This is a genomic window from Melioribacteraceae bacterium 4301-Me (assembly GCA_041538185.1).
GTDB lineage: Bacteria > Bacteroidota > Ignavibacteria > Ignavibacteriales > Melioribacteraceae > Pyranulibacter > Pyranulibacter aquaticus.
Map to the genome: position 1 here is coordinate 1 of JBGORM010000014.1, position 18,510 is coordinate 18,510.

Below are 18,510 nucleotides of genomic sequence, written 5' to 3' on the forward strand. Positions count from 1 at the left end.
TTTTAGAACCACCGACCCCTCCGACTTTTCTTAAAAGTCGGAGTGCTCTACCCCTGTGCTACGCGCCCGTTTTATTTATCATCATTTTTAGAACCACCGACCCCTCCGACTTTTCTTAAAAGTCGGAGTGCTCTACCCCTGAGCTACGCGCCCGTTTTATTTACCATCATTTTTAGAACCACCGACCCCTCCGACTTTCCTTAAAAGTCGGAGTGCTCTACCCCTGTGCTACGAACCTTTTTATTTTGATATTCCTTTCAATATATAACCTTTAACAGGCTTCATCAAGGCCGAAACGTCCAGAATTACATATACAAAAAAGAACGCTAGAAAAATTTTAAAATTTAGTGTGTGAATATAAGGCTAAATCAATTAACAAACAAAATCCAACAACGGTTTTTTCATCAAAACATCAGCTATCTTTTAGAGATTTATCTAAAAATAATTTTGAAATAAAAAATAAAACTGACAGCAGTTTGTCATTCTGTCTCTCAAACCCTAAGCAAAACTAATGGTTTTATCTGTATTTTTTCATATATTAAAAATGTATCAAAAAAAATCATATTTCATGAGTAAAGGAAAAATCTTAATAGCAGATGATGATGAAACATTATGTTATCTTCTAAAAGAAGAGTTAGTAAATGAGGGTTATGATGTTGACGTTGTTTATGATGGCAAGGATGCGATGCAATCGCTCAAGAAAAAAAACTATGATGCACTTCTTCTTGATTTAGAAATGAAAGAAATACCCGGGCAAGCAGTTCTAAAATTTGCACAAGAAAATTGTCCTTCCACTCAAGTAATAATACTAACAGCAATTTCTGAAGTAAGAACGGCAATCGATTGTATTAAACAGGGTGCTTATGATTTTATTTCCAAACCTTATGAATTTGGACAATTATGTGTAACTATAGAGCGCGCTATAGAACACAAAAAACTGCTTTTACAAAATAAAATATTGGCTTCTAAATTAAGTTCTTCTTCACCTTCAACTATTATTGGCGAAAGCGAAAGTATTAGAAATGTAATTGCCTTAGCTGAAAAAGCTGCAAAGTCTGATTCAAATATTTTATTAGAAGGAGAAACCGGAACCGGAAAGGAGCTTTTAGCCGAATTTATTCATAAAAATTCCAACCGTGCCGATAAACCTTTCGTTGCTATTAACTGTGCATCATTACCAGATCAATTAATTGAAACAGAATTGTTTGGGTACGAAAAGGGTGCCTTCACAGATGCAAAAACTTCCAAGCAAGGTTTAGTAGAAATTGCCGATGGCGGCACTCTATTTTTAGATGAAATAGGTGAGTTAAGTTTAACATTACAACCAAAACTTTTACGATTTCTTGAGAATGGAGAATTTAGAAGAATAGGCGGGATTACTAACTTATCTTCAAACGTTCGAATAATAGGAGCAACAAACAAAAATTTAATGGAAGAGGCTGAAAAGAAAAATTTCCGAAGGGACCTTCTCTTTCGTTTAAACGTGATTACACTTACCGTTCCGCCCTTAAGAGAAAGAGGTAACGATATCATATTGCTCGCAGAATATTTCCTGCAAAAAAAATCTCCTATAAGATCCCTTAAAAGGCTCTCTCCCGAAGCTAAACTTGATTTGCTTAGATATAACTTTCCGGGTAATGTTAGAGAACTTGAGCACATGATAGAAAGAGCCATAATATTTTCTGAAGGTGATATCATTTTCCCTAAAGACATTAATGTACCCAAAGAATCTTTTAACTTTTCTTATTATGATTCCCAAAACAATAACAGCATTCCCACTCTCGAAGAATTAGAAAAAATTCATATAAAGAAAGTATTAGATTTACACAATTGGAACAGAGAAAACAGCGCCAAAGCTTTAGGTATAAGTCAAAAAACTTTGTACACAAAAATCAAACGCTACAACCTTAAATCGTAAAAGAATGGGAAAAGAATCTATAAAAAGGAATTCAACAGCTCACCTGGCTCATGACCTTAACAATATACTAACAAGAATATCCAACACATTAGATCTACTCAAAAATAAAATACAAAACGATAAAGAAGTTCTCCCGCTAATCAATACAATTGAAAACAGTGTGAATATTGCTGCTGAGCTCATCGAAGAATTTAGCTTATCAGATAAAGAAAAGTCAACATCAAGAAGATTAATTTATATTGGACCAATTATTACTGAAATAACAAATACATTCAAGTCACAGCAGCACATTACATTTGATTTAAATATCGCACCTAATTTGAGTCCAATCTTAGGAAGATATTCTGAAATTTATAGACTATTTATGAATTTAATTACCAACTCTTTCGAAGCCATCGAAAACTCCGGCACAATTAGTATTTACGCTTACAATTCAAATTTACCGCCACCACTAAAAAACATTGACCTTTTTTCATCCAGCAATTATGTAACAGTAACAATAAGTGACACTGGAAAAGGTATTGATAAACAAAATATCGCAAAAATATTTAATGAAGAATATTCAACAAAGACCGTTCGTACAAAAAGAGGTTACGGTTTAAGTATAGTCAAGCAAGTAGTTGAACAATATAATGGAACAATTGAAGTTGATAGTGAAGTTGGTAAGGGAACGGAATTCAAAATCCAACTTCCAGCTGTAGAAATTAATAATAATGAAAACTTGACAAAGAACAGAACAATATTAATTGCTGAAGATGAGCCCGCCTTAAGAGAGCTTTTAGCAGACTTATTAAGTTCTCATGATTTTAATGTGTCAGTATCTGAAGATGGATACACATTATTATCAATGCTAAAAAGCGGGTATTTACCTGATTTAATCATTTTAGATCAAAAATTGCCAGATATTGAAGGAACAGTCTGCGTCAAAAAAATTCGTGAAATGAAAATTAATGTCCCAATCATTTTAGCTACAGGTTCGACTTCTGAAAACAAAATTGAGGAACTAAAAGAAATGAAAGTTGAAAAAATTCTGTTAAAGCCTTATAATTTTGACCAGCTGTTTTCAATTGTAAAAGAGTTGTTATCAACTAAGACTGTTCATTATTAGATTTTATGTCTATCATTCTTAAATCATTTACATAATCTGTAAATACAGGTTTTTTGATTGAGCCGAGCTTTTCTAAAACAGCAATTATATCTTTAGCCGCATCTTCAATAAATTGGATTCTTTTAAGTATAGCTTCTTTAGAAATTTCATCCTTGTTTAGTTCACGTCTTAAAGCTGCTGTAGAGAGATTAATTAAAGTAAGCGGCTGTTTTATTTCGTGGTTTGCGGTTACGACTGTTGCCGCAAACGTTTTAATCTTTTCGATCTCCAATAACAATTGGTTTGTTTCCTTAAAGCGCAATGCCGAATTAATTCTTGCAATTAGCTCAACCTTATTATACGGTTTGCGAATATAATCAAATGCACCAGCCTGCAGACCTTCTTTTAAGTTCTCTGCCTCAGTTAACGCTGTTACTAAAATTATAGGAATTGTTTTGGTATTTGGGTCACTCTGAAGTGTTTTACAAACTTCATAGCCTGATAACCCTGGCATCATTATATCCAAAAGTATTAAGTCGGGCAAATCCTCTTTTGCTTTACTAATTCCAGATTCACCATCATAAGCTGTAAGGATTTCAAATCCTTCCTTTTCTAAACGGTCTTTTAATAAAAAAACATTGTCAGCATGGTCATCAATTATTAAAATTTTTTTCATAGTTGTTTCACTTTAACATTTATATACTTACGAACTTTTTGTGCTAAGATGCCTGTATCTATTGGTTTTGTAATTAAATCATTAAACCCATTTTTTTCAATGACATTTTTATTATCTAACATTGCGTAAGCAGTTAAAGCAATTATTGGAAAATTTTTTTCTTTATGGTCAGTTTTTATTCTTTTAATTGTTTCAAAACCATCCATTTGAGGCATCATAATATCTAAAAGAATTAAATCCGGTTCAGTATGATTTAAGATTAACAAACATTCTAAACCATCATGTGCAAAAATTACATCGTAGTTAAGTTCTTTTAGAATTTCACCAATAGTAAAAAGCGTATCACGGTCATCATCAACAACTAAAACTTTAGGCCTTTGCTCAAAAGCATTTTCATACGTTTCATTTTTATTCTTTCGCAATGAAGCTAATTCATGCATCACTCTTTTTTCTACCTGCTCTTCTTTTATACCGACTTTGTCACGTATTACTTTTAAAATATCCAACGGATGATTTTTTGTTTTCGATGCAACTTTGTTGAAGCTCTCGTTTAACTCTTTAACATTTTGTGGTGTTATTAATTCATTTATCTTAATCAGTTTGGGTATATCCCTAATAGTTCTCTTTTGTTCTATTTTCAAGAATAAACTAAAAATAGAATTTGACTTGTAAATTAAATCAAACAAGAACATATCAGCTGTACAACTATCAATTCTTTCTAAAAGATTTTTTTCACTTTCAAAATTAACGAGCTTGCACTTTTCGCCTAAAAAGTTTCTTATCAAAATAAGCTCGTTTTCATTTTCGATTAAAGACCATATTTCTTTTACCTTTTTTTGTGTCAAGTTTTCATATGATTCTATTGCACTTTTAAATTTATTTAACTCAACAGGCGAAATTAAGTACTCATCAGCATTAAACGCCCAACCTACTTTTTCTTTTTCTAATATCGATATTATGATAATATTTGCCTTTTCCGTAAGTGGACTTTTTTTCAGATTAACTATAGCGTTCCAGCAATTACCATCGTTAACAGCTGTTTCCATTACAATTGTATGTGGTTGAAGTTTGGCAGATGAGAGAACACCATCATTAAAGGATGAGAAAACATACGTTCTAAAGTTATAGGAATTCAAATAATCTGAAATAAGTTTAGATATTTCTTTATTATGATTGATAATTACAATTTCTAATTGAGAGGTTTGTTCCGTGTCTTTTATTATTTCTGCTTTTAAAAATTTCTCATTTACTTTAACAATTTTATCTACTAACACATCATCCAATTTAAAATAAAAAGACGAACCCTCATTAACTTTGCTTTTTACATTTAAGTTGCTCCCCATCAGTTCAATATACTTTTTACATATTGTTAAGCCTAATCCCACACCGCCGTATTTCCTCGATATACCAGAATCGGCTTGTTTAAATTCATCAAAAATGTTTTGCAAATTAGCCTCTGAAATACCAATACCAGAATCTTCAACAGAAAAAATTATAGAATCATTTTCACTTAATTCCACTTTTAATTTTACAAATCCTTTTTCAGTAAATTTAACTGCATTGGTCAACAGATTTATAAGAACTTGTTCCAGCTTAAATTTATCTGTATTTATCAGCAAATCATATTCACGAGGTAATTGAACTATATACTCAAGTTTTTTTTCTAATGCTAAATTTTCCACACTAATTTCAACTTCTTCAATCAAATCGCTTAAAAGGAAAGTTTCTTTTTTTACCTCAATTTTGCCTGACTCCAAACGAGAAAAATCGAGTATGTTGTTTATAAGGGTCAGCAGTCTTTTCCCATTACGCAAAATTATATTTAATCTTTCCTTAGTTTTAGAGGTCAATAATTCGTCTTTAAGCATTAGTTCTGTTAAGCCTAATACTGATATTAAAGGTGTTTTTAGTTCGTGGGACATACTAGCCAAAAACTGCGATTTAACCTTTGTAAGCTCCAAAGCATTTTTTCTTTGCACATCAAGTTCATCTGCTTTCTCTTTTAATTGATTATGGAGAATTTTCAATTGTTCATTTTGTTCTGAAATCTGTTCATTTTGTTTTTGATATTCTTCGTTAAGCTTTTTAAGCTTATTAACTAAATCTTCAAGCTGTTTTAATGCAATGGCATTTGTCAAACCAATTGCCAATTGTTCTTGAATGCTTACGATATATTCTTTTATGTTGTTAGCTGGCTCGCTGTCTGATGCCAGTTCTAAAACTGCTATTACTCTTTTATTATAAACTATTGGGTAAACTAATAAGTACTTAATTTTTATTACTGCTATTCCTGTTCTTACTTCCGGAAAATTGTCGTTGAACTTAAATTCTAATGGTTCTTTATTTTCTACAACATTGTTATAAAAATCAACAATTTTTTTTTGATCAAAGACTTCTTTGCCCACGCCGAATGAAGCCGCTAAATTTAGTTCTTTGCCTTCCAACACATAGAGAGCACCAAAAGTTAAACCACTGGTCTTAATAATCTTTGAAAGTGTTGCATCAGAAATTTCCTTTAACGTGGGATTTTGATTTATAAGTGTAATAAAGTCTGAATAGTCCTTTTCAATTTTTTTACTACGACTTATTTCATCCAGCATTTTATTAAAAGCGGCTCCAAGCCGTCCAATTTCATCTTTCGAAATAACCTTAACTCTGCTATCAAATTCACCTTTACTTGTCAATGAAACAACTTCGCCTATAAGTGAAATTTGCTTACGAAGTTTAACTGTAAATAAAAGTAAAAAAATAAAAGTTAATGCACTGCCAGTAAGAACAATGATAATCATTACCATACGAAGAGTAGCTTTAAGTTGAACCACTGCTTCAAACGGTTTAAAAATTATAAAGCTTATTTTTGCACCAGGCGTCAGTAACAATTTCGGGTTATAAAATGTAGCAGCTAAGTCAACATTTTCAAGTTCATTAGTGTAAAGATCAAAATTGTTCTTGTACTTTAAATATTTTGCTGCTTCAATAATGCCTAAAAGGTAATTTTGAGTTTTATTTTCATGAGAAAGTTCAACTGGAATATTATTATTAAGCAAGGCTATTTCTGCTCTTATCTTTTGAGATAGTTCATCCAAAAAAATAGAATTAATTATCTTTCCGTAGTAAACGATATTTCCTTTAGGAATTTGTTGATATCTAAGAACAGCGCTCTGATTTTGATTAAAAAATTGTGATATTGTATTTACACTTATGTTTAAATAAGCTGATTTTTTTACTTGAAAATTCTTTTTATCAATTAACGAATCATTAATTAATGCAAAGACAAAATCTATTGATGTTGAATCTAAGTTCAATTTATTAATGCTTTGCGCTGCGGTATAGATCTTATGAAAATCCTCATCGACTTTTTCAATTGAATTTTGGAATGCAAAAACAAAGTCGTTAGCCGAATTTAAAACATCCTGTGTTTGTCTATCGGTCAAAAGTTTAGAAGTTAATGAATAAAAAATAAACAAGGATGCAACGGAGACAAACAATACTATTACAAAAGCAAAAATCAGAAGTCTAACGCTAAGTCTCATAATCTTTCTGCAAAGCCTTATTTATTGAATTAACCAATTCATCAAAATCGTACGGTTTACTAATGAAGTCACAAACCCCCAATCTTTCGGATTCTATTGCGCTCTGAATATCAGCAAACGCTGTTAATATTATTACTTTATAATCAAGATTATTTTCCTTTAACATTTTTAAGAAAGATAAACCATCTTTATCGGGCAATTTTAGATCGAGAAGTATTAAGTCAATGTTTTTATTTTTTTGGAGGAACTTTATTGTTTCAGATACACTATGGGTAGCGTTTGTTTGAAAACCCAATTCTTCTAACTCTTCGGCAAGCACTTCACATAATTTATAGTCATCGTCAACAATTAAAATGTTTGACATGTTAATTGTCATTTTTTTCTGACTTCGGTTTATACTTTTCTAATTGTTTTAAATTTTCTTCATGCTGCTGTTTTAGCACATTTTCTTTCTTTTCCATCGAAGCTCTTTCTTTAAGTGTGGGTAGTATATTTGCCTTAATAAGTATAATTACTTCTTTTTTTGTTGTTTGTTTTGAATCATAACCGAATATATATCTAAGACCAAAGAACCACCATGGCAAATCTTTTAAAAATGGTATACCACGTCTAACTACTGTCTCCTCGTTAACATAAAGACCGCCTATTACAGTCTCTTCACCATCTAAAAGAAGAACACTTGTATTAGCCTGAGTTTTTTGTATCTCGGTGCTTAACACACCCGGTGTAGCCGAACTTCGTTCAACGTGCAGTTTTAATAAAATATAATTCACACCTTGTTCATTATAAATATATGGTGTAACATTTATTATAGTGCCTGTTGAATAAAACTTATCAATTAAATTGCCGGCAAAATCTCTCTCTTTAATAGAAATATCCGAGCCGACTTGAGTCATACCTTCAATGCCGTTCCTTACCGAAACTGTCGGCATTGAAATAATTTCGCCTAAGTTTTCGTCTTCAAAAAACCTAAATAATCCTGTAACCGTACCATCAAATTTACCCATAGTAAAGTCTGTTTGATTAGATATGTTAAACTGTGGTGGGTTTTGAGTAGTGGTGCTTGTGCCTGTACCAGTAGTAGTACCTCCGCTTTGATTTTGATTAGGGTTATCTTGAATTGTAATCAACTCACTGCCAATTTTCAAACCGCTTCTGGATAGCAAATATTGCCAATTTATTCCTCTTTCTCTCATTGCGGACACATTAGCCTCGAACATTAGAGCGCTTATTTTAACTTCTCTTTCATCTACAGGTGCATAAACATCTTTTCCTAAATTGGCATTTTTTTCAGACTCTTTTTTCTTAACAATTATTGAGGTTGGTGTTTCTTCGTACATATAGTTTTTATATTGCACAATAATTGTGAGTGCTTTCATAAACTGCATATTATTTATTTCTAAACCGATGGGCGAGTCATCGCCGACTAATGAAAGCACCTTTTTGCCGGTTGTTTTTTCACTTACTTTGCTGATAACCAAAATTGCTTGTTCGAACGGGATATTTTCAGACAAAGTAACAAGTTCAGCTGGATTGACATAGCCTCTCAATTTATCCTTTAAGTCAATTTGTGCATATGCAGTAAATGTCAATCCTATTAAAACGAACAAAAAAATAATCTTTTTCATTTTATTTACTCTGTTTTTTTTCTTTATCTAATTGGAGAACTACGTTTTCTATAATTCCTCCTTTATTTAGAATAAATTTAACTTGATTATTTTGATAATCAATTTGAGTTAAATAGCCAAGATAAACCGCATCGCCTTCCCACAGCAGAAAAGTGTTTCCAGAAGCATCCGATAGAAAAGCACCATCGGGAATTAATGCAAGCAACTTTGCTGTTTGGACATCTAACAAGTGTTCTTTGTTCGGTGGTATTTCGTTTCTTATTAAGGGATAAAAGAAATCATATTGCGGATTAGGTTCTAACTGATTTTCTTTTATATTTTTTACCGATAACTGATCGTTGTTGGAGAAATAAACAGCCACATTAAACTTAAATGCAACCAAATAATGTGGCATTCCAGTGGAATCGACTTTTACGTTATTTGTTAGGTTAAGTGCGCTTATTTTTTTTAATTCTTTGCTTTCTTCAATTGAGTAAATTAATCGATATAAATCATTGTATTCCGCAACGCCGTCTAAGGTATAATGATATATATTATAATTTTTACTTGTTTCCATTTGGTTAAATAAAATGTTCACATAAGAATTAGGTGAAAACGAAAACGATACCCTGTTAACAAAGTCAAAAAAATTAGATTGCGGCAAGTTGTATGGTATATTATACTTTCTTAATGCTAAAATTGAGTCTAATTCCGCTACTTTAATTTTAAGTTCGTAAAGCTGTTTTTCCAGTTCTGCAGTATCCATCTGAAACATCTTCAAATCTTTTATCTTTTTTTCTTTCTCTTTTACTTTTCCTCTTTGAACAATAAAATTATAGATACCGCCGCTAAGAGCAATAAGAACAATAATAACTACAATGATAAGAGTATTTTTAAATTTACTTCCCATTTACCTTATTGGAATCCTCATTTATTTTAAAACCAATTGTATAAGAAAAGGCTGTTTTATCTCTTAGCGGTTCATAATTTATGTTTTTAAGCACTGCACGATTAGCATACTGGGCAAATTCTGTAAGAACACTTCTCGATAATGAATAACCAGTAATTTTAATTTCTTTATTTTCTGAATCATCAAGTTTAGTTACCCAAAAATTTCTACGTCTTTCGACGAAATCTGAAATTAAAGAGAGAGTTTTAGTCCAAACTTCAGTTCCAACAGCAGCAGAATCTAATATTGCTTGTGTTTTATCAAAATTATTAATCCTAATACTTAAAGGTGTAATTTGGTCTGCCAAAGCCTGATTTTGAGATTGTCTTAAAGTAAGTTTTTCTATTTCCATGTCTAATTTTTTCATCTCCTGGTAAGTGCTAAGTATTCTAAAGGTAAAGAAAAATGCTGTAGCAAATAAAACAGGAAGCAGAGCGTAGCTGTGCCAACCAAATTGTAAAAACTTTTGATTCTCTTGAATATATTTTGGTAGGAAATTTACTCCAGAATATTCTTTATTTAGCTCATCAAAATATTCGACTGCAACTGAAAGTGGAATAGCATATAGAGCAAGATTTTTTCTTTCATCTTCATTAATCAACTCTAAATCAAAAGGATCAAACTTCAATTCTGAAACATTAGCTTCGGGGAATGTACCGTAAAAAGATAAAAGTAAGTTTTCTGATCTGTCCTCTCCACAAACAATGATATTGTCTAATTTATTAATGCCGCCGTTTTCCATTTCAAGTAATATTTTAGAAAAATAAACATCGTAGGTATGAAGATTTTTAGTACCAATGTCTAATGTTGCACCAATATGTTTAAGATTTTGCCCCTCAAGGAATATTAGTTTGCTGTATTCTTTGCCAATATATATTATAAGCGTATGGTCTTCCGGGAAAAACTGATTTGTTTTAGAAACATAATAAGCCAATGAAAGCTCGGCTGTTTTAATAGTTGGAATTTTATAGTACCTTCTTTTGTTATAATTAGCTAATAGATTTACTAAGTTTACACACGGCAAGTCACCTTCGATAAACAAGCTGAGCAATGCCTTGTCATTCATTTCGATATAATCTAGTGAATCTGGAGAGACTGAAATGCCTTTAACTTCCTGAATATCTTTAATTATGTTATCAATTAATTTTTTCTTGCTAAGTTCGCGCTGTCCCTCATAAAGGTGAAAATTTACAGTTGGCTCGGATATAATTGGAATAAACTGTAATCTTTTTAACGCCAAGCCCGCAAGTGCATCATTAAGTCTTGAAATATCTGAAGTATCTTTATATGAAGGAGTACCACTGTCTAATTCATCTAAGTTTTCAAAATTAATATCTTCTGACAAACTAATTGAGTTCAGACTTCCTTCTATGTCATGTTTAGAAAGCGGCGAGATTAATGCTTCGGACATGTTAAGGGAAGCTACTCTAAGAATCTTTAGAGTTTCCTTTTCTTTTGAAACTACAGCAAGTTTTGTATCGCTACCCTCACAATATATACAAATAACTGGTTTCATTTACTACACCGCATTCATTAGTTGAAGAATTCTTGTTTTATTATTTGCATAGGCTATAGCTGTATCCTTAGAAATTTTTCTTTCGGTGAATAACCTTATCAAATCTTGTTCCATAGTAATCATTCCCTGCGATAACCCTTGATTAATCATCATGTAAATTTCGCTTGTATTATTATTTTTTATGGCAGCTCTAACACTTGGAGTGACTAAAAGTACTTCTTTTGCAAGAACAAGCTTGCCATCTAAGCCAGGAACTAACTTTTGGGAAACAATTGAAATTAAAACATCCGCAAGACGATTTCTTACTCTTTCTTGCTCTATTGGATTAACTTCAGCAATTATTCTATCTATTGACTCCACAGCTGAAGAGGTATGTAAGGTAGAAAATACCTTATGACCTGTATCTGTTACCTCTAAGGCGGCTAAAATAGTTTCCGGGTCCCGCATTTCACCAATGACAATTATATCCGGGTCTTGCCTTAATGACTGAATAACCCCGTCTTTAAACGATAAAGTATCTCTTCCTACTTCTCTATGTTTAATTATTGATTTTTTAGATTTATGCACATACTCAACTGGAGAAGCAATAATTACAATATGGCATGGGTCAAAGTTATTATGGTAATCGATAATTGCATCAAGGGTAGTTGATTTACCAGAGCCTGTGATTCCAGTTACAAGTGACAGTCCAAATTTAATATAACTATGACTCATTGTTTTAATTGCCATAGGATGAAAGCCAAGTGATTCAATGGTTCTTAAATTTGCAGAGATATACCTCATATTAAGGGTCAGGTTATCAAGATCAAAGTATGCATCGGCACGAAATCTTACATTAGTATTTAATTTTGGATAATGGAATGTATAACTAAAATCAAGGTTACGCTGTTCAAGCAAATATTTTCTTTGGTTTCTGTTCAATAACGAAAGTATCAACAAGTTTGCTTCGTCAAGTGTAAATTTTGGTAAATCTAAGACTCTTTGTTTAACACCAAAAATTCTAAACCAAACATGTTCATCAGAGCCAAAGCCTCCTATTTCAATATCTGAAGCTTCTTTTTCAATCATTTTTGAAAGGATTAGATTTGTTAAATCATATATGTGCGATTTTTCATCTTCTGAAAGTTTATCAATATGGTCAGCTATATAGTTAACTCGTTCTGAGTCTAATACTGTTTTAGGTATGCTGCTTGTAAAATTTGAAAGAGCTATTTTACCGGGATGTTCCATTAGTATTTCCGAATTAATAAAAAAATATACATTTCACTTAACATTAATATTCAGTTAGCAAATATTAGTCCTCCATAGTAGCAGCAATAACCTCTTGAATTGAAGTAAGTCCTAATTTAACTTTTTCGAAGCCGGATTCTCTTAAACTAATAGTTCCATCTTTGCGTGCTTGTTCTCTTATAGCTTCTTCATCAACTTCACTTCCGGAACTTACAATTATCTTTTTAATCTCTTTTGTAAAATACAGAGCTTCGTGTATAGCCATTCTTCCTCTATAGCCAGTATTATTACATTTTTCGCATCCTACCGCTTCATAAATATCATAATCCTTCCATTCGTCCCATCTTAAACCAGCTGAGGCAATAACCTCTTGTGGATTTGCTATCTTTCTTTTACAATGTTCACAAAGCTTGCGTATTAATCTTTGTGCGACGATAATATTTATTGCATATGCAATAAGAAACGGTTCAACACCCATTTTGTATAAACGAGCTATTGCACTTGGAGCGTCGTTTGTGTGCAAAGTTGAAAAAGTTAAGTGGCCAGTATTTGCAAGTTTAATTGCAGTTTCAGCAGTTTCCTTATCTCTTATTTCACCAACCAGCACAATATCGGGGTCGTGGCGTAATATAGAGCGTATTGCCTGTTCAAAATTCATTTTGTGACCAATTTTTAACTGCCGTGCCCCCTCAATTACATATTCTACTGGGTCTTCAACAGTAAGTACATTCTTAGTTGGATTAATAACTTGATAAAGTGCAGCAATTAATGTTGTACTTTTTCCACTTCCAGTAGGACCAGTAAGAATTATCATACCTTGTGGTTGGTTAATTGCTTTTACAAATGCTTGCTGTGCATAGCCTGTCAAACCAAGCTTGTTTAAGTCTTTTATAACCTTTCTATCATCGAGTATTCTAATAACAATGCTTTCAAACTTGTTTTTTAATTCTGTACCAACTACTGGCAGAACAGAAACTCTAAAACGAATTATATGCCCATCGATTTCCCTTTGCATAAAGCCATCCTGCGCTCTTTCTCTTTCAAATCTATCCAATCCTTTTGAACGATCTTTAACAACAGCCATTACAGCTTCTGGCATTGTATTTTCCTGTGTGTGCCATAGCATTAATTTACCATCAATTCTAAAATGAATTTCTGTTTTATTGCCTGGTTTAGGTATCAAATGTATATCACTAGCACCTTTTCTTGTACCTTCCACTAAGGCTGCTTCAACCAAATTGATAAGTGCACTTTTATTTATTTCTGCATCAAGTTCTTCTTCGCTAATTGTAGTTTCTTCGGGAATAACACTAATTTCTTCACCTACTTCTTCCAGCATTTTCAGATACTCGTTTTCTGAACCGACGAGTACTTGTATCAATTTATCATAATCTTTTTTTCGCAAATAGTTTATTTCATACTTTTTAGCATTCAGCAAATAAGCAATTTTAGCTAATGCGCGTTCTGTTGGGTCTACTGCAGCAAGTATTAGTTTATCTTTTATTTTTTCATCATATTTAAATGGGATGACACGATATTTAAACAGCATATCTTTAACTTCTTGACCATATTTTTCCATCATAGATCTAATTTCAGAAATTCTTTCCTCAGGTAGTTCTTCTGGTTTAAAATTCAATTCCTTAAATGCGTAAAGAACTGCAACTTCCCTAAAAATTACATCGTGGTCAAAACCGAACTCGTCTACTAATATCTGCGCAAGGTTTCTTTTCAGTTTAGTTTGATCATTTTCCTTTATCTTTAATGCTTGTTCTAAAATTTTATTATCGATAATTCCCTTTTTTAAAAGAAGGTAGCCTATTTTGTCTGTTATTTCTAATTGTGATTCCAACACTGCCATTTTCTTACCTCTGTTTCATTGCATTATTGGTGACTTTGGACTAATAGTAGCTGTCTCAGCAGATATTAATGTTAATGCAATCATTACAACCATTATTATCATCGCAATCATTACTTGAACTAATTCTATTATATTTTTAAGACGAAAGACCGTCTCGCTTTCATAATAATTTGCTAATTGGAGTGCAGTATTTTTAATAGTTCCGGTTTCTTCTCCGGAATGAAATCTGGAAATTGCAGTCTCGGTAAAAACTCCACATGCTTCAAATGCTTCGGTGATGCCAATACCTCTTTTAATCATCAGCGGGATAGCTACTTGTTTTATTTGCTGCTCGAAGTAACTATTTCCTGTGGCTTCGGCTGCTATTCTAATCGGCTCAATGCTTTCTGCAGAACCACTGTAAAGTGTGTAAAATACTCTGCAAAAAACCTCAATTAAGGTCTTATGAATTAAAGTACCCATGATGGGTATTTTTAGCATCATTTTATCGACAAAAAGTTTACCCTTAGTAGTTCTCGACCAATACAAAAAAACAACTGGCGGGACAATAATTAAAAAAATTATTATCCCAATATTATTCATAAAGAAATCGCTAATCTTTAATGTAGCAGCAGTCAAAGGTGGTAATTTTATCTTAAATTTAATAAACAATTTAGCTGTTTCTGGGAATATGTATCCGACATAAAAAATTACAGCAAGAAATAATACAAACAAAGTAACCAGAGGTGTAATTAAAGCACTTCTCAGATTTTTTTTGAACTCTTGACGGCGTTCTAAGAATTTTGCAGTTGCTCTATAAATTTCGGCCATATTACCGCTCTTGGATGCTAATCCAAGCATATAAGCAGTAAATTTCCCAAATACGCTTTGATAACGCATAAAGGTGACTTCACTATCTGCACCTTTCTTTAATTCATTGTTTATTTGCTTTAGTGTTTCTTTTAACGTCTTGTTCTGTATATCGTTAATTAATAAAGTAAGAATTTCACTATAAGGCAGCTTTTGCTCTAATAACTCAGCACTAATTTTAACGTACGAAACTATTTCTTGCTGTGGCGGCTTTAAGCTAAATTCTATTAATTTTTTATTTACTGAAATTACTTCGTAACCCAACTTTCTTAATGCATTTGCAACTTCTTCTTTACTATAAGCTCTTTGTTCACCTACAATTGGCTTTTCAGAACCTCTTTTTACCTTATATATGTACGTTGACTTTTTTTCAATTTTTTGAATTTTAAGCCGATTTTTCTCTGCGAGTGCGTGAATTTTTTTCTTTGCCTCCCTGAATGTGGGATAGCTTAAGCTCCCGCTTACTAATTGTCCAGATGGTTTTATGGCATTAAATCTAACTTCTATCATAGCATATAAAATTTATTTTTTTAATATAATACAAAAAATCGTTTGCTGTTGTTCAATTTATGAAAATTATGTAAAAAAGTTAATCGTAAACTTAATTAGCCAAAAAACCAGCAATTAATAAACAATAATAACTTACCCGTACTCACATTAAAGAGCACACCATTTTATTATCGAGAGTTTTCCAATTTCGTTAATACTAAATCAAATTAGAATTACTTTTTCTTAGGTCATTACAGAATTAATACATCAGCAGAGGAATTAACAAATTAACATGTAATTTTCTTTTGTTGAATTTTTTGCTTAGTTTTGTCAGCAAAATTTTGAAGGTGAATTAAATGGCGAAACAACAATCTTTTGCAGATAAAGCAAAAACAAAAGTAAAATCAAATGTGGTGAATGTTAAGTTTATAAAGACCATTAAGACTGCCAATGGCAGTTATAAATTTCAAGAAAAGTTCGTTCGATTAGATGATGTGAATAAGGTTGCCACATTAAAATAAAGCGGCATTTTCAAAAGCCGCTTTTCTATTTGGCTATATTAATTTAAGTTCTAAACTTACTTGCATTCCTCAAAAAATTTTTTATCTTGCGCACTTGACTGTCACAGTTGACTAACTACAAATCTTTATTCTAACCAATTTAAGCTGTTTTTTTAGCATTATAAACAAAAGACGGAGGTGGTAATGAAAAATTACAAGTCATACACATTGCGAAACTTTAATGAATTACCACAAATTAAAAACTTAAGTGAAGAAGAAAAAAGAGCAATTATTGTTGTTGGAAATGTGCTCCCCTTTAAAACAAATAACTACGTAATTGAGGAATTAATTGACTGGAGTAATATTCCCGATGATCCAATTTTTACTTTAACTTTTCCGCGCCGTGAAATGCTTAAAGAATCACACTATAGTCTAATGGAAAAAACAATTAATGAAAGTAATGATAGAAATATAATCACACAAACTGCTAATTCAATTAGAATGGAGTTAAATCCTCATCCAGCAGGACAACTACACAATGTACCCACTATAAACGGTATTGAGTTAAATGGCATGCAGCATAAATACCGAGAGACAGTTCTTTTCTTCCCAAGTCAAGGTCAAACTTGCCATGCATATTGTACTTTTTGTTTTCGTTGGCCACAATTTGTTGGACTTAACGAGCTGAAATTTGCCATGAGGGAAACCGAGTTGCTAGTAGAATATTTAAAGAATCACAGAGAGATAACAGATGTTCTGTTTACAGGCGGCGACCCATTAATAATGAAAACAAAAATATTATCTACATATATAGAACCCTTATTAGATGATGAATTATGGAACATACAAACAATCCGAATAGGTACGAAAGCTATTGGTTACTGGCCATATCGTTTTACAGATGATAAGGACTCAGATGATCTTATCAGATTATTTGAAAAAATTGTTAAATCCAAAAAAAACTTGGCAGTGATGGCACATTTCAATCATCCAGTTGAACTAAAAACAAAAGCAGCAGAAGAAGCAATAAAAAGAATAAGAGCAACGGGTGGACAAATTAGAACTCAATCACCTATACTAAAACATATTAATGATTCCCCAGAAATTTGGTCTGAGCTTTGGCGACTTCAAGTAAACAACAACTGCATACCTTACTACATGTTTGTTGCTAGAGATACGGGCGCTCAAGAATTTTTTGGTGTAACATTAGAAAATGCTTGGCAAATTTTTAGACAGGCATATCAGAATGTAAGTGGTGTATGCAGAACTGTAAGGGGTCCTAGTATGAGTACAACACCTGGGAAAATTCAAGTGCTTGGGATAGAAGAAGTAGACAACGAAAAAGTTTTTGTGCTGAGATTTCTGCAAGGAAGAAACCCCGATTGGGTAGCAAAGCCATTTTTTGCTAAGTATGATAAGAATGCAATTTGGCTTGATGAGTTAAAACCTGCTTTTGGCAAAGAAACATTTTTCTTCGAAAAAGAACTTGAGGAAATGTTTAATGAACATATTTATGATGACGAGTCAGAGAATTTTGAGTAAAACTTTTTCGTTCACGAAATAAATAACTAAAAGTTGAAGAGCAAGAGCCAATTTTTACTTAGATAAAAAATTTTTAGTTAACAAATAACTCAATGCACTTTAGGCTATTGGCTCTAATATTCATCTGCTGATACTACTTCTATAGCTGGATTAACTTCTCGTTTCAACAAGTTTTCAATTGCTACTAAAGTACCTCTTATAGAACTTGGGCAGCTTCCACATGCACCCTGATATCTAATTTTAACAGTATATCCTTCTATACCTGTAACTTCTAAGCCACCGCCGTCACCAGCTAAAGCTGGTCTAACTCTAAAGTTTAAAATCTCATTAATCTTTTTAAGCATTTCATTTTCTTCTTCTGAATTAATTACAACTTCTTTTTCCGGTGGAATTAACGATTTATCAAAGTTCTTCATGAAATTTACAAATGGTCTTTGAATTTGGCCCCAGCTTACTTTAGGATCTTTTTCAATAGTAATGAAGCGGTCCATATAAAAAACAGAGACAACTCCTTCAATTTCAAAAATCCCTTTAGCTAAAGGGTCGTTTTCAGCTTCTTGTTTGTTCTTAAAATTTCTTGCCTCTTTAATAAGCAGTCTTTCATTTAATATAAATTTTAGCGCTTGAGGATTGGGTGTCAAATCTACATCTTGTACAATTAACATTTTTTTACCTTTCTATTAGAATGTTAAACACAATTTTTATTTCAGGCAATCTTATAAAAAAATTGATTCTTATTCAATTATTAAATGATAA

At 32.1% G+C, this 18,510-nt stretch carries 14 protein-coding genes; 4 read left to right on the forward strand and 10 right to left on the reverse strand.

What is annotated here, in order from left to right; genetic code table 11:
* The first annotated feature begins 568 nt into the window (after nt 1–568).
* A complete protein-coding gene (locus ABRY23_14170; protein ID MFA3784202.1) occupies nt 569–1,918 on the forward strand; it encodes a sigma-54-dependent transcriptional regulator in 1,350 nt (449 codons plus the stop codon).
* A gap of 4 nt (nt 1,919–1,922) precedes the next feature.
* Entirely contained in the window at nt 1,923–3,026 is a 1,104-nt protein-coding gene (locus ABRY23_14175) for a hybrid sensor histidine kinase/response regulator (GenBank protein MFA3784203.1), read from the forward strand.
* On the opposite strand, the gene ABRY23_14180 is transcribed toward ABRY23_14175, so the two are convergent.
* From ABRY23_14180 to ABRY23_14220, 9 genes are all read right to left on the reverse strand, one after another.
* The gene (locus ABRY23_14180; protein ID MFA3784204.1) at nt 3,007–3,681 is read right to left on the reverse strand and encodes a response regulator transcription factor; all 675 of its coding nucleotides are present in this window, start codon (nt 3,679–3,681) and stop codon (nt 3,007–3,009) included. The genes ABRY23_14175 and ABRY23_14180 overlap by 20 nt on opposite strands.
* The gene (locus ABRY23_14185) at nt 3,678–7,214 is read right to left on the reverse strand and encodes a response regulator (protein MFA3784205.1); all 3,537 of its coding nucleotides are present in this window, start codon (nt 7,212–7,214) and stop codon (nt 3,678–3,680) included. The genes ABRY23_14180 and ABRY23_14185 overlap by 4 nt, the downstream gene beginning before the upstream one ends.
* Nucleotides 7,204–7,590, reverse strand: coding sequence for a response regulator (locus ABRY23_14190; protein MFA3784206.1), 387 nt, complete (start codon nt 7,588–7,590; stop codon nt 7,204–7,206). Before ABRY23_14190 ends, ABRY23_14185 begins: the two co-directional genes overlap by 11 nt.
* A complete protein-coding gene (locus ABRY23_14195) occupies nt 7,580–8,842 on the reverse strand; it encodes a type II secretion system protein GspD (protein ID MFA3784207.1) in 1,263 nt (420 codons plus the stop codon). The genes ABRY23_14190 and ABRY23_14195 overlap by 11 nt, the downstream gene beginning before the upstream one ends.
* Nucleotide 8,843: 1 nt before the next feature.
* On the reverse strand, nt 8,844–9,731 hold the full coding sequence (locus ABRY23_14200) for a hypothetical protein (protein MFA3784208.1): 888 nt from the start codon (nt 9,729–9,731) through the stop codon (nt 8,844–8,846).
* Nucleotides 9,721–11,286, reverse strand: a complete 1,566-nt coding sequence (locus tag ABRY23_14205) for a hypothetical protein (GenBank protein ID MFA3784209.1) — start codon at nt 11,284–11,286, stop codon at nt 9,721–9,723. The genes ABRY23_14200 and ABRY23_14205 overlap by 11 nt, the downstream gene beginning before the upstream one ends.
* Nucleotides 11,287–11,289: 3 nt before the next feature.
* Entirely contained in the window at nt 11,290–12,516 is a 1,227-nt protein-coding gene (locus ABRY23_14210) for a type IV pilus twitching motility protein PilT (GenBank protein MFA3784210.1), read from the reverse strand.
* Nucleotides 12,517–12,580: 64 nt separating this feature from the next.
* Nucleotides 12,581–14,374, reverse strand: coding sequence for a GspE/PulE family protein (locus ABRY23_14215; GenBank protein MFA3784211.1), 1,794 nt, complete (start codon nt 14,372–14,374; stop codon nt 12,581–12,583).
* Between the two features lie 15 nt (nt 14,375–14,389).
* Nucleotides 14,390–15,733, reverse strand: a complete 1,344-nt coding sequence (locus tag ABRY23_14220; GenBank protein ID MFA3784212.1) for a type II secretion system F family protein — start codon at nt 15,731–15,733, stop codon at nt 14,390–14,392.
* A 335-nt stretch (nt 15,734–16,068) separates the two neighbouring features.
* Between ABRY23_14220 and ABRY23_14225 the strand changes: the two genes are divergently transcribed.
* Together ABRY23_14225 and ABRY23_14230 are read left to right on the forward strand one after the other, a co-directional pair.
* Entirely contained in the window at nt 16,069–16,233 is a 165-nt protein-coding gene (locus tag ABRY23_14225) for a hypothetical protein (protein ID MFA3784213.1), read from the forward strand.
* A 183-nt stretch (nt 16,234–16,416) separates the two neighbouring features.
* The gene (locus ABRY23_14230; protein MFA3784214.1) at nt 16,417–17,754 is read left to right on the forward strand and encodes a KamA family radical SAM protein; all 1,338 of its coding nucleotides are present in this window, start codon (nt 16,417–16,419) and stop codon (nt 17,752–17,754) included.
* 113 nt (nt 17,755–17,867) lie between these two features.
* Here the strand turns inward: ABRY23_14230 and ABRY23_14235 are convergent, their stop codons facing one another.
* The gene (locus ABRY23_14235; protein MFA3784215.1) at nt 17,868–18,419 is read right to left on the reverse strand and encodes a NifU family protein; all 552 of its coding nucleotides are present in this window, start codon (nt 18,417–18,419) and stop codon (nt 17,868–17,870) included.
* Nucleotides 18,420–18,510 lie beyond the last annotated feature (91 nt).